The following is a 12,503-nucleotide window of genomic DNA, read 5'->3' as shown; positions in this document are numbered from 1 at the left end:
TGTATTAATGAGGGTGGTTATTTTCCGAGCTTGCTTGCTTTTTTAATTCATCGAGATCCATGTTGCCTGTCGAGATCAACCCTATGGCATGGAAGAAGCTATCACAAATCAATTTGATTGTATCAATGTACACCCGTAGTAAATCTTCGTTGATTTCTCCCTTTAGGCAAGGAATGACAAGACGATAGAAAATAATGTTCTGTTCTTCATCCATTCCAAATCCTGGAATGTCAATGTCTCTGTTAACAAGGTGTAAAAGTCTTGCTGTAGCATCTCGTTGGCCCTGTTGTATTTGATATGGGAAATAACAAACAAGCTGTAGGACTTCTCCTTCGTTACGAATGACGAAAAAAAGAGGAAGTTCATGCTCTCCAGCAGGAACTGTAATGTAAATTAAACCGCTTTCCCGTTCCAAAGAGGGTTCTAGCTGAGCATGGGTTAGAAATTTTGTGAGGTTATTTTGATTTAAAGTCCACGTCGTCATTGTACCGATCCTCAGAGTACAGCTTATTAGAAAAAAAGCAACTTTTAATACCAAACTATACTTGAGTAAGGTTTTTTGGCAGAGCAAAATGCTTCTGTTTAGATGGCTCCATAAAAAATAGCAGGTCGTTAAAAATTATTTTTACTTTGGGTGTTGAATAGGCTTGCGGGTTGTCTGTGAGGGCTGAAAGTTTGCATTCTTTTTAAAAAAAATCTTTGATATATCTCCGAAGATCTTAAGCGATTAGCGAGTGTATCGACCGTCTATGGCAAGCTCCTAGACGGAGAGGGTGTAATGACTGTTGCGGAATTTGAATATTTTGGGTTAAGCGACATTGGTTTAGTCAGGAATAATAACGAAGATTTTTGGCAGGTGAATCGTGATTCCCAAATTATTGCCATCGCAGATGGAATGGGAGGGCGTCGTGCTGGAGAGGTAGCTTCTTATGAAGCTGTTTGCAATCTTATGGAACTCGTAGATCTGCGCAAAATGGATTTGGCGCGTTTCGAAGACGAACAGTATAAAGAATCTATAAAAACTATTTTATCAGAAGTAAATTTATCGATCTATCGTCAGGGATTGTTGAACGAACAATTTAAAGGAATGGGAACAACTTTGAGCGGTATGCAATTCCGTAGAGGGAAGGCTTGGCTATTTCATGTGGGGGATTGTCGTGTCTATAGATTGCGAAATAAGATCTTAGAAAGATTAACAGAAGATCACTCTCTTGCAAATCACTTGGCTGCTCGATATGGGCTTCCAAAACAAAGTATGAATAGGTATCCTGGGCGGCACGTTCTGACAAACGTTTTGGGAAGTCGTCCTCATGTGTCTCCGGATATTCGAGAGATATTTTATGAGAAAGAGGATCTGTTTGTTTTCTGTTCTGATGGATTAACTAGCATGGTTTCTGATCATGACATGCTAGAGGTATTAACGCAAACAACCACCCTAGAAGAGGGCGGGAATATTCTTATTTCTCTAGCCAATAGTCGGGGCGGTAAAGATAATGCTACTGTTGTACTTGTTCGGATGCGTTAATTTTTATGGCGATATATTTAGATACGAATGCCATGGCTTTTTTAGATCCAGGCATCTTGATGTTTTTACATTCTCTATTTGTAGAAGAGGGCGGTTTCGGGAACCCCTCTAGCATTCACGGTTTTGGGAAAAAAACAAAACAATTGATTAAAGAGACCTCGTTGTTGATAGAAAAAGCCTTAGGTTTTGATCGGTGTCGAGTAATTTACACTGCTGGAGCAACAGAAAGTCTTAATTTAGCTATTCAAAATATTCCTGCAGGAAGCCACGTTATTACGTCTAGCATGGAACATCCTGCGGTTATCGAACCTTTAAAAAAAGCAAGTCTTTCCGTTACTTATTTAGATCCTATTCCAAAGAAATGTGTTATTTCTTTAGAACAGATTAAGGAGGCTGTGCGGGAGGATACCTCGGCCATTGTTTTAGGATGGGTGAATAGTGAGATTGGCTCAAGGATTGATCTTGAGGCTATTGCTGCATTTGCTAAAGAACGACGATTGATGCTTATAGTCGATGCAACAGCTATTGTGGGGAAAGAGGTGATTCGCGTCCCAGAGGGAGTCTCCATGTTAGCTTTTTCGGGCCACAAGATTCATGCTCTGTCTGGGATAGGTGTGCTTCTTATTGCTCCTCAAATGAAACTATCTCCGATGCTTTTAGGAGGTGGGCAACAAGGAGGAAGTCGTTCTGGGACGGAGCATATCCACGGAATCGCTTCCTTACAGTATGTTTTCAAAAAAATATTGGCGGATCAATTAAGCATCTCTCAGACTATGCGCTCCTATCGAGATACTTTTGAATCGCGTATACGAGAAGCTCTTCCAGATTGCGTAGTGATTTGTCAAGAAGACTCTAGGGTTAGCAATCTTTCTGCGATAGCTTTTCCTGGGTTGGAAGGCGAGGTCTTACAGATAGCTTTAGATCTTGAAGGCGTTGCTTGCGGGTTCGGTTCCGCATGTTCTTCAGGGACGACTTCGGTTTTTAAATCTTTGACAGCGATGAAGGTCCCGCGAGAGATCTCATTAGCAACGCTAAGATTTTCTTTTAGCCATTTGCTTTCAGAAGAGGACGTCTCGGTTGCGGCTCAAAAAGTGATTCAGGTTGTACAGCATTTACAGCAGTACGCCTAATCATTGTAAAGTGTCTTTAATGGAAAGAGTTTTGATGCTGGATAAGGAAATCTCTTTCACCTCTAATAGCAAGCCATTGATAATGATAGAAGATCCCACCTCCGGAGGCGTGTCGAGAAGCTTTAACATAAGTTGGGCAATAGTTTTACACTCGCTATCTGAAAAAGAAATATTGAGGTCGTTTTCTATTTCATGTAACGGAGTGTTTCCGGAAAAAGTACGCTCAATCAAGGAAGTTGGCTTAGCCTTTAATTGAGCAATATTTCTGGTATTGAACAGTGTTTTGAATACGGAATGCAATCCCAAGGCCCCCATAGGTTCTCCTTGGTCATTTAAAACGATAGCTACGTTTGAGCTGTTTTTACGAAATTCTGGAATAACATGAATAAGTTTAGACTTTGCTGTCACAAACCATGGGGAGTTCAGATAAGGAACAACAGGATCCGAAGGATTCCGATTGATAAGGTTTTTCGGAAAAGCAATCCCTACGATATTTTTTTTAACTTTGTGGTAAACAGGAACAAAGTCTAGCCTGTGGCGACGTACTAATTGGCAAAAGTCTTCTACGGAAGCTTTTGCTGATAGCATGGGGATTTGGTCTAAATATTGACACACTTGCTCTACAGAAGTTACGCTTAAGGAGAAGATATTTGTCGCAATAACATTGAAATCTTGTTCCTCATGATGTGTTTCTAATGTTTTTTGGAGCTCATCTCGGCTAAGCGTTGATTGAAGGGTTTCTTCTTTAATATTTAACATGAAATAAATCATGTTAGTGATGCCGCCAACACATTGAATAAGTGGGTAAAAAAGATAGTGCGCGCAATAAAGAATAGGAGCTCCTTTCAGGGCTATTTTTTCTGGAATTTTTCGAGAAATAGCCAAAGGAAGTAGTTCTGCGAAGATAACAACTAAAAAGATCTGGGTTGCAGGAGCATATTCAGGAGGGATGCCTAAGAGGCTGTAACATCTTCTAGATGACTCAGAACCAATTTGTAGAGCAATATTTACTCCTAACATAACGGTCCCAAATAGGCGATAGGGGCGTCTAATCAGGAAATTGATATAAGAAGCCTTTTTATTGCTTTTGGTAAGATAATATTGCAAGCGTACGCGATTAAAAGATACGCACGCCATTTCCATCATAGAAAAGAACCCCTGGATAAAAATACAAAAGAGGTTAACTCCTAGCCAGAAGAAAAAAGAGTTAGTTTCCATGGGTTTTCCTTATATACACCCGCTTTACACAATTAGGAGCGGCGTCTAGTACTTGAAATACGAATTGTCCCCAGGTTAGTTTGGTTCCAGTTTCTGGAATCTCTCCTAATTGTTCGGTAAGCCACCCACCGATTGTAACGCAATTTGAAGTTGTAGGAAGATCTACACCAAACAGATCATAAAAATCAGAAAGCTCATAAGTTCCTGCTGCGACAACTACATTTTTGTCTGAGTGAGCAAATTGTTTAGAAACGGGACGGTTATGAGCAACTTCTTTAGAAACAATCTCAAATAGATCGTTTTGGGTAACCAATCCCTCTATAGATCCATATTCATCAATGATGATGCCTAGGCCGCTATCTTCTTTAGCTAGGTGATATAAAGCAGTTTTAGCAGATACTGTTTCAGGAATGTAATGGGGTTTCCGAAGAAGAGGAAGAAGGTCGTCAGCGGATTGAATTTTTTCTTTATGGAGAATCAAAGATTTTGCAGAACAAACACCTAAAAGATTTTGTAGACCATCTCTACAGACTAGAATTCTGGAATAGCGTTGTCCAGAAAATAATCGATACAAATTTTCAATAGGAGAAAGAACATCGTAAAAAACAATTTCTTGTTTAGGCTTCATTCTTTCTTTAATACTTCCTTCTTCCATCGAAAGATAGCCAAACAGCAATCGGCTTTCCTCATGATTCACGACTCCGAAGTCTTTGCAGCTGCGTAGAACTTCTTTTAATTCTTGAGGCTGAATGAAATCGCTCTCTTGATGGATTAACATTTTTTGAACAATAAAATTAATGCCAGAAATAGCCCAATCAAAAATAGGACGAAAACTTTTCGTTGAGACAAAGATGATGGGGGTTACCAAACGCGCAATTCGAGCGTTGTAAGGGATTGCTATGACTTTAGGGATGATTTCTCCCAAAATCAGCGTTAAAGCAAGAGGGATTCCTACGGTAAATAGAAAAGATGCTGAGTCTCCAACTAGTGTGGCTATGCAGTTTTGTACCCCAATATTGATCCCGATATCGAAAAAAACTAAAGTAATCAACAAATGATTAGGGTAAGCCATAAGGTTGGCAATTTGTCTAAGCCGCTTGTTTTTTGAGTGACTGTAGTGGACTATAAGAGACGAAGGAAGCGAGAATAGAGCTATGTGTGATAAAGAAATAAACCCCGAGCACAAGACGAAGACAGCAGTTAAAACAATAATCACTGAAGAGAACATGCTACTCGGGTTATTATGAGCGGACCTGGATTATTCTTATTATCTATAAAAAATGCTAGAAGAAATCCACTTTTTCTCTAGGTGGGGGGAGAACTCTTCAGTAGATGGAAAGCCTTAGAAAGGCTAAGTAAGAAATGTGTTTAGTGTTTTTTTAGTATTCGCATCACTCACTTTTTTAGGAACACAGGAATTTGGATTATGGAAGAACAGTATATTTTACAGCTTGCAGCAGTTTCGCGAGCAATGGCGTTGCAAGGAGTTTGTCCTTGGACTAGCTTGCAAAATATTGATTCTATGCTACGTCACATAGCAGGAGAGTGTCAGGAGTTGGCAGATGCTGTTCAAGAAAATAAGGCCTCATCTGAGATTGCTTCGGAAGCTGGAGATGTTCTTACTTTGGTATTAACTTTGTGTTTCTTATTGGAAAGAGAAGGCAAACTTAAGGCCGACGAAGTTTTTACTGAAGCAATAGCAAAACTGCGTCGTCGATCTCCGCATGTTTTTGATCCTCATAACAAAATTTCTTTAGAAGAGGCTGAGGAATATTGGTCTCGAATGAAAGAGCAAGAGAAAATTTCTTAATAAAATTTAAGTAAAGAACGTTGAGAGAAAACAGTATTTATGATACCAAAGATTGCGTAAGCTGGGGACCTCTTAAGATGAGAGACTTCTGAACCGGGTCAGGATCGGAAGGTAGCAGCCCTAAGGATGGTCCTCTTGTGCTAGGAGTTTTCTCTGGCTTACCTTCTTTTATTCTTTCCTTATAACGACAGCAGGATTAGTTGGCAGCTATTGAAGAGGATGTGTAAGGTGATGGGGGCGGCTATATGCCGTGTTTTCTCGTAAATAGAGCCTGCGCATAGCGAAAAAACGAACAATGTCGGAACAAAAATCAAACTTCCCAAAGAAGCTTCTGTGTGCGTAACCGCAAAAATAAGAGAACTCGCCACGATTGCTTTGTGTCTGGAAAGCGCGTTCTTAAAAAAGTTTTGGAGTATTCCTCTGAAAAAGATTTCTTCTGCAATAGGAATGAGCACGGCTATACAGCAAATATACAAAAATTTTGGATCCTGCGAGAGATGTTCTCGAACTTCTTCTGTAATGACCTGCTCTTGAAAAAGGCGACTTGGTAGAATAAGAGGGAGGATCCATTGTAATGATCGCGCTAATATTTGGGTTGCTGTAACCGTAACAACCCACATGCGCACGCCGGATTTTGTAGCAGATAACCAGGAAGTCGTGCTGGAAGAGCTCCCTGCATACAAAATAGACTTTGTAATAGGGAGAGGCAGTCCTAATAGGAAAAAAAGAAAAGCGCTGAAAACAAAAACGCCGTGAAAAGAGACTTGTGATACGGATGTGGAGGAGAAGAGGGTTTCGGTCGGAAATAGCGCCGGCAAAAGAAACAATGCTGCTCCCATGCATACCAGGACGAACGGCAAAGCGCGATGTTTTTCAGGGTTAGGCCATACAAAAAGACCTTTCGATAGAAAGGCCGAGATTCCTGCAAAAACAAGCAAAAGTCCTAAACTTGCCATATTTAAGAGTAATTTGCGCAGACATATCCCTCTACTCGAGCCACGATCTCTCTAAACAATCTCTGATGCATGAGTCCCATGGGGGTTGAATCGAAATTTTTAGAGCGCCAGCCGTAACGATAGTAGTCGCTGCTACCGGAAGCGAGAGGTTGATTTGCGTTCAAAATTTCTTGGTATATCATAGAAATTTTATTGTGACGAATGTCAAAAACTCGCACACGAACAGAGGCTGAGATAGAAGGGTTTAAAATATCTTCTGTTGTTTTTTGTTCCAAAATTTCTGTAGCAACCACAAACTCTGCAGGTAATAACTGAGCAGCCAATTCGGGAGAGATGTTAGGAGTAGGAGAGAAAAACTGTGCAGCAACACCGGCTGGAGCGTGGTGTTTGATTAAAAGCAGTTTATCAGATGAGTGTAAACGCTTACAGATTTCTTCGGAAAATTCTGCCTGCAAATTCCAGGGAAGCATCTCTGCGGATTTTTCTGTTCGATAAAAAACAGGAAGCATGGCCACAACTCCTCTAGCCTTGCTTCCTTTGGTATATAGCCTGGCATTATAACTACCAGAAGTCGATACAGAACAACTAGAAAGGGTTGTCGCAGTCAAAGATAAAAGGCTGAAAGAAGCTAGTAACCAGGATCTTCGCATAATATACTCGGTGAGAAAATCGATTCCTTTTTACGCCCTTGCTAACACTCTTGTAAGCTTGCGCAAAAGACCAGAGGAACTTATGTATTAAAGAGAACTCTACCATGAGTATTTTCAAAAAGCAACTAATATAGATGGTGGAGGGAGAAATCTGTAGAAAGAAGTTATTTTTGCAAGATTGCTCACAAAAAAGTTTCAGCATAGGCTTTTTTTTAGAAGAAATGTTTCTTTTTAAGAGAGGTGATAAGACGTGATACATTGGGAACAGTCTAGGACTCTTTTGTCTTTCCCGCGAGTTGGGCTTCACTTATCATGGTATGGTATCTTTTTTTCTTTAGGCATTTTTTTATCCTCTTTTGCGGGGATTAGGCTGGCAACAGCGCTTTGCAAAGACTCTGCGCTACGCAAAGAACTTAGAACGAGTTTAGAAAATTTTGCTTTGGGAGCTCTTTTAGTTATTATCATCGGAGCTCGAGTTGCCTACGTCCTTTTCTATGGGGGAAGCTTTTATTTTGAGCATCCTTTGGAAATCATAAAAATATGGAAGGGTGGGCTTTCTAGTCACGGAGCTATTGCCGCTTTGATTCTTTGGGCTGCAGCGTTTTCTCGATTACATATACGTCGTTTACCTATGCTATCTTTGACTTATATTTGCGATCTTTGTGGAGCTGCATTTGGAGGGGCTGCTCTATCGATTCGCATAGGGAATTTTATGAATCAAGAGATTTTGGGGACCCCGACATCTATGCCCTGGGGAGTTATTTTCTCTAATGATGGAAATTTGATTCCCAGACATCCAGTTCAGTTGTATGAAGGGGTAGGCTATTTGTTGCTTTCTTGTATTTTGTACCGACTTTGCTATCGAGGTTCCATTCGTTTAGGTTCTGGATATAGTGCTGCTGGAGCTCTGATTGGGGTAGCCGGTATTCGCTTTTGTGCAGAGTTTTTCAAAACGCATCAGGGAGCGTGGCTTGAGGAAGGAAGTTTTTTTACCATAGGACAATGGTTATCTATTCCTATGATTTTTTTGGGAGGCGCTATTCTTTGGATTGCGAGCAAAAAGAAAGCCGTGTGAAATTTGGCAACTTAATAAGGCTGGCACCGCATGATATTCTAGGGGGGGGGTACATTAAACTTTTTTATGAACGAGAGAAGAAGGTATTTTACAAGTGCAAGGAAAAGAATCCCTCTATAAAATGAGCTAAGTTTCATAATGTGAAGCTCTATTCGAAAGAAGGGGGCTTAATTATTGAGAGCAAGGATGAGCTTCTCTAAAAAAAGCGGAAAAGAGCATCTTTATTACAGAGATTTTTGTTGATTAGGGAATTAAAGCAACCGTGATAGGAACGAGGCTTCCATCTCCGTCATGAGAGAATCCACCTCGGAAGAGAATGAATAAACGAACGTTATTATTTGTTTCTTTAGTAAGCGCAGCATTTTTAGGGTGCCAAATTTTCTTTGGATATCAGGATTTGAAATCTTGCCAGGCCCAGGCAAAAAAACAGCGAGCTATTTCAGAGCAAATATTAGCTTCAACAGAGCTGCTGAGTGTTGTTCCTTGGACCGCTTCTCCGGAAGAGGAGGAATCTGTTAATCAATATGCCGTGCGCTTAGGAAATCGGCTTCTTCTATTAACAAAAGGAGGGTCGCTTTCGGAAGTATATTCTAAGGGAACTTCCTGGAGTTTGATAGATCAAACGAGCACTTTCGGGGGGATTCTTGTTTCTTTGTATGGAGAATCAGGACAAGAGGTCTCGTCGAAAGGAGGATCCGTTTATCTTCCTAATCAACAAGATGCTCTTCCTGTTTTAGTGGCAGAGTTTCGTAGAAACCAAGAGCCTCTGGTTTTCCTGGGAGAGTATAAAGACGGTAAGATTTCGAATAAAGAAGGCGCTATTTACGGAACCTCTCTGGTTTTTCTCAATACGGGGAATGAGTTCGTTCCATTAGGCATCTACAATTCTAAAGAGGAATGTGTCGAGTCTCTAGATCTTCCCATGGCAAGAGCTGTAGTTTTTGCAGATAAGGAAAAGCCTGCAGCAACGGGAAGTTATTATATGCTTTCTAATGAGTATATGCAGGTTATAGTCTCTCAGGAAAGTGGGGCGGTAGAGGGAATTAACCTTCCTTTTGCTTCCGATCACGAAGGGAATAAGAGCATTGTTAATGAGATAGGTTTTGATAGAGAGCTAGTGGTTAGCGCTCCAGCTGAAGCTTCTTTCCCAGGGGTTAAAGCTGTGGATTCTCAGCGTCAAAATGTATCGGACGTTGTAGGAGGCTATTATCCTTTGCTTAGACGAGGAATACTGTCGGGTACTAAAAAAATGGTTCCTCCTCAGTACCAAGCTTTGAATATAGTCTCTGGGAGAGAGCTGTCTTCGCCTGTGGCAACAGGGTTTCGAGTGGTTTCATTTGATGATAAAACCCTTGTTTTGGAAAGCGGGGATGGTGGTATTCGCAAAACTTATCATCTAGGGGATCAGCCTTACGCTTTTGAGCTAGAAATTCAAACTACTCGAGAACAGGAAGACTTGTGGATCACTTCGGGAGTTCCTGAGGTTGAGATTATGTCCAACGCTTTCGTTCCAGCGGTGAAGTATCACGCGGTGAAAAAAAATAAGGGTGATCTTTTTAATGTAAAATTACCTAAAGCAAAAGACCCCTTGTTAGTACGTAATGATGCTTCTCCTCAATGGATTCTGAATTCTAATGGATATTTTGGGGTGATTCTTGCTCCTCAAACACAGCTTCCTGTAGGGTATGCATCTTCTCTCGTTCCTGGGAATACTGTGCCTACACGACTTTCACAACTTTCCCCAAGAGATCAGGCCTATCCTGCTTCCAAATATCCTGGTTATACGGCTATGCTTCCTTTACCTAAAGAAGCGGGACGTTATCAGTTCATGGTATACGCAGGCCCTCTATCAGAGCCTACTTTGAAAGCTTTAGACCGAGCCTATACAAACTCTAAAGGAGAAACTCCTGAATATATTGATGCGATAGCTTTTAGAGGATTTTTCAGTTTCATAACTGAGCCTTTCGCCGCTCTGTTATTCGTTATAATGAAATTTTTCAAATTTCTAACTGGTTCTTGGGGAATTTCGATCATTTTATTGACAATTGTACTCAAACTTTTGCTCTATCCTCTGAACGCATGGTCTATCCGATCCATGCGTCGTATGCAAAAGCTCTCCCCATACATTCAAGATATTCAGCAGAAATACAAGCGCGAGCCTAAAAGAGCTCAGATGGAAATCATGGCTTTGTATAAGGTCAATAAGGTCAATCCGATAACCGGCTGTCTTCCTTTGCTCGTTCAGATACCGTTTCTTATAGCGATGTTTGATTTGTTGAAGTCTTCCTTTTTATTGAGAGGGGCAAGTTTTATTCCTGGGTGGATTGATAATTTGACAGCTCCGGATGTTCTTTTTTCCTGGGAAACTCCTATATGGTTCTTTGGAAAAGAGTTTCATCTTCTCCCCTTTTTATTGGGGATTGTCATGTTTGCTCAGCAAAAAATTTCTGCAGTTAAAAGATCTGGGCCAGTTTCGGATCAACAGCGTCAGCAGGAAGCTATGGGTACTATGATGGCGCTATTATTTACTTTTATGTTTTATAATTTCCCTTCTGGGTTAAATATTTATTGGCTTTCTTCTATGTTGCTTGGGGTTATTCAACAGTGGGTAACAAACAAAATTTTGGATGAAAAACATTTGCAGCATGAAGTGATTGTTAATAAGAAGAGATAGAGAATGCCGATAAGGCAAATAGTTCTGTTTTTTAATTAGAATAGTTTTTATTAAAAACTATTTAGCTGAGATGTTTTTATGCGGGCTTGGGAAGAGTTCCTTTTGCTACAAGAAAAAGAAATTGGGGTAGATACAGTCAATAAGTGGCTAAGGTCTTTGAAAGTCTTGTGCTTTGATGCGTGTAACTTGTATTTAGAGGCAAAAGATTCTTTCCAAGTAACTTGGTTCGAAGAGCATGTTCGCCATAAAGTTAAGGCTAGTCTCATCAATAATAACGGAAAACCAATCCGTGTTCGTGTAACCTCCTTAGACAAATCTGCGCCGTTTAAAGAGACACAAATACAGCAAGAAAAAACAGCTTATTTCACGATGCAGTATGGAGACACTGATCCGCAGATGTCCTTTGCGAACTTTCTCGTGACTCCAGAAAATGATTTACCAGTAAGGATTCTTCAAGAATTTGCTAAAGTTTCTGAGCAGAGTAAGGGATTTCCTTTTAATCCTATCTATTTATTTGGCCCGGAAAGTTCAGGAAAAACACATCTGATGCAAGCTGCTGTTGCAGGTTTACGCGAAGCCGGAGTAAAAACTTTGTATGTTTCGTCAGATCTGTTCACAGAACATCTAGTATCGGCTATTCGTTCTGGAGAAATGCAGCGTTTTCGTGCGTTTTATCGTAATGTAGAAGCGTTGTTTATTGAAGATATTGAGGTCCTTTCTGGAAAAGGCGCTACTCAAGAAGAGTTTTTTCATACATTCAACTCTTTGCATACCGATGGGAAATTAATCGTAATTTCTTCTACTTTTGCTCCTGGAGAGCTCAAAGCTATGGAAGAACGGTTGATTAGCCGTTTTGAGTGGGGAATTGCGATTCCTGTTAGTCCTTTAACAAGAGAAGGCTTGAAAAACTTTTTGGAACGAAAAACAGAAAAGCTGAATATTCGTATAGAGGAAACAGCTTTGGATTTCCTAATACAGGCTTTGTCTTCGCATGTAAAATCCTTATTGCATGCTCTCAACATGTTAGCAAAAAGAGTTGCTTATAAAAAGTTATCGCATCAGCTCTTATATCAAGGAGACATAGAGGTCCTGTTGCAAGATGTGTTGCAGGCGGCGGAGAATATTCGCTTAACCCCCTCCGGTATTGTTCGTGCTACGGCGCAGTATTACGGAGTTTCTCCTGAAAGTATTTTAGGGCGTTCTCAGTCCAGAGAGTATGTTTTCCCTAGACAAGTTGCGATGTTCTTGTGCAGACAAAAACTTTCTCTGTCTTATGTAAAAATCGGAGAAGTTTTCTCTAGAGATCACTCCACAGTGATTTCCTCAATTCGAGCCATTTCGCAAAAACTAGAGGAAGGCGATAGAGAAAGTGATATCTCCTGCGCAATACAAGAACTAACAAAGCGACTTTCGTCCGCTTATCAGAGTCTGGATTTTATTGTAGATTAAAGGAAAGAGACGGGGT

At 40.5% G+C, this 12,503-nt stretch carries 11 protein-coding genes and 1 other RNA gene; 7 read left to right on the top strand and 5 right to left on the bottom strand.

What is annotated here, in order from left to right; translation table 11 throughout:
• Positions 1-4 precede the first annotated feature (4 nt).
• Complete coding sequence (locus B6E89_RS01425; RefSeq protein WP_035406049.1) at positions 5-484, bottom strand: YbjN domain-containing protein; 480 nt, start codon at positions 482-484, stop codon at positions 5-7.
• 294 nt (positions 485-778) lie between these two features.
• Here B6E89_RS01425 and B6E89_RS01420 point away from each other — a divergent pair, with 294 nt between their 5' ends.
• Positions 779-1,525, top strand: coding sequence for a PP2C family protein-serine/threonine phosphatase (locus B6E89_RS01420; protein ID WP_035406046.1), 747 nt, complete (start codon positions 779-781; stop codon positions 1,523-1,525).
• Positions 1,526-1,530: 5 nt separating this feature from the next.
• Complete coding sequence (locus B6E89_RS01415) at positions 1,531-2,655, top strand: cysteine desulfurase family protein (RefSeq protein WP_080123642.1); 1,125 nt, start codon at positions 1,531-1,533, stop codon at positions 2,653-2,655.
• On the opposite strand, the gene B6E89_RS01410 is transcribed toward B6E89_RS01415, so the two are convergent.
• A complete protein-coding gene (locus B6E89_RS01410; RefSeq protein ID WP_080121315.1) occupies positions 2,656-3,873 on the bottom strand; it encodes a CNNM domain-containing protein in 1,218 nt (405 codons plus the stop codon). It abuts the gene before it with no gap.
• Positions 3,863-5,101, bottom strand: a complete 1,239-nt coding sequence (locus B6E89_RS01405; protein ID WP_080125460.1) for a hemolysin family protein — start codon at positions 5,099-5,101, stop codon at positions 3,863-3,865. The genes B6E89_RS01410 and B6E89_RS01405 overlap by 11 nt, the downstream gene beginning before the upstream one ends.
• Positions 5,102-5,299: 198 nt before the next feature.
• Between B6E89_RS01405 and B6E89_RS01400 the strand changes: the two genes are divergently transcribed.
• The gene (locus tag B6E89_RS01400) at positions 5,300-5,683 is read left to right on the top strand and encodes a MazG nucleotide pyrophosphohydrolase domain-containing protein (protein WP_080123637.1); all 384 of its coding nucleotides are present in this window, start codon (positions 5,300-5,302) and stop codon (positions 5,681-5,683) included.
• 61 nt (positions 5,684-5,744) lie between these two features.
• Positions 5,745-5,843, top strand: an RNA gene (ffs, locus tag B6E89_RS01395) — signal recognition particle sRNA small type.
• A 19-nt stretch (positions 5,844-5,862) separates the two neighbouring features.
• Here the strand turns inward: ffs and B6E89_RS01390 are convergent.
• Both B6E89_RS01390 and B6E89_RS01385 read right to left on the bottom strand, forming a co-directional pair.
• Complete coding sequence (locus B6E89_RS01390) at positions 5,863-6,639, bottom strand: CPBP family intramembrane glutamic endopeptidase (protein ID WP_080121310.1); 777 nt, start codon at positions 6,637-6,639, stop codon at positions 5,863-5,865.
• Positions 6,640-6,641: 2 nt separating this feature from the next.
• Positions 6,642-7,289: a CT253 family lipoprotein gene (locus B6E89_RS01385; RefSeq protein ID WP_080121308.1), complete on the bottom strand. Its 648-nt coding sequence runs from the start codon at positions 7,287-7,289 to the stop codon at positions 6,642-6,644.
• Positions 7,290-7,539: 250 nt separating this feature from the next.
• Here B6E89_RS01385 and B6E89_RS01380 point away from each other — a divergent pair, with 250 nt between their 5' ends.
• The 3 genes from B6E89_RS01380 (at position 7,540) to dnaA (ending at position 12,487) form a co-directional block, all read left to right on the top strand.
• Positions 7,540-8,364 carry a prolipoprotein diacylglyceryl transferase gene (locus tag B6E89_RS01380; RefSeq protein WP_080122980.1) on the top strand — a complete coding sequence of 275 codons (825 nt, stop codon included), beginning with the start codon at positions 7,540-7,542 and terminating at the stop codon, positions 8,362-8,364.
• A gap of 316 nt (positions 8,365-8,680) precedes the next feature.
• Complete coding sequence (gene yidC / locus B6E89_RS01375) at positions 8,681-11,038, top strand: membrane protein insertase YidC (protein ID WP_080132954.1); 2,358 nt, start codon at positions 8,681-8,683, stop codon at positions 11,036-11,038.
• A gap of 78 nt (positions 11,039-11,116) precedes the next feature.
• Positions 11,117-12,487, top strand: a complete 1,371-nt coding sequence (dnaA, locus tag B6E89_RS01370; protein WP_080121303.1) for a chromosomal replication initiator protein DnaA — start codon at positions 11,117-11,119, stop codon at positions 12,485-12,487.
• The last annotated feature ends 16 nt before the right edge of the window (positions 12,488-12,503 follow it).

It is taken from the genome of Chlamydia suis (assembly GCF_900169085.1).
GTDB classification, from domain to species: Bacteria; Chlamydiota; Chlamydiia; order Chlamydiales; family Chlamydiaceae; genus Chlamydia; species Chlamydia suis.
This window is presented reverse-complemented; position numbering and strand designations above follow the sequence as displayed.

Excerpts from the sequence above, each read along its gene's own strand:
- B6E89_RS01425 (WP_035406049.1), bottom strand. The coding sequence starts at position 484 with ATGACGACGTGGACTTTAAATCAAAATAACCTCACAAAATTTCTAACC.
- B6E89_RS01420 (WP_035406046.1), top strand. The coding sequence starts at position 779 with ATGACTGTTGCGGAATTTGAATATTTTGGGTTAAGCGACATTGGTTTA.
- B6E89_RS01415 (WP_080123642.1), top strand. The coding sequence starts at position 1,531 with ATGGCGATATATTTAGATACGAATGCCATGGCTTTTTTAGATCCAGGC.
- B6E89_RS01410 (WP_080121315.1), bottom strand. The coding sequence starts at position 3,873 with ATGGAAACTAACTCTTTTTTCTTCTGGCTAGGAGTTAACCTCTTTTGT.
- B6E89_RS01405 (WP_080125460.1), bottom strand. The coding sequence starts at position 5,101 with ATGTTCTCTTCAGTGATTATTGTTTTAACTGCTGTCTTCGTCTTGTGC.
- B6E89_RS01400 (WP_080123637.1), top strand. The coding sequence starts at position 5,300 with ATGGAAGAACAGTATATTTTACAGCTTGCAGCAGTTTCGCGAGCAATG.
- B6E89_RS01390 (WP_080121310.1), bottom strand. The coding sequence starts at position 6,639 with ATGGCAAGTTTAGGACTTTTGCTTGTTTTTGCAGGAATCTCGGCCTTT.
- B6E89_RS01385 (WP_080121308.1), bottom strand. The coding sequence starts at position 7,289 with ATGCGAAGATCCTGGTTACTAGCTTCTTTCAGCCTTTTATCTTTGACT.
- yidC (WP_080132954.1), top strand. The coding sequence starts at position 8,681 with ATGAATAAACGAACGTTATTATTTGTTTCTTTAGTAAGCGCAGCATTT.
- dnaA (WP_080121303.1), top strand. The coding sequence starts at position 11,117 with ATGCGGGCTTGGGAAGAGTTCCTTTTGCTACAAGAAAAAGAAATTGGG.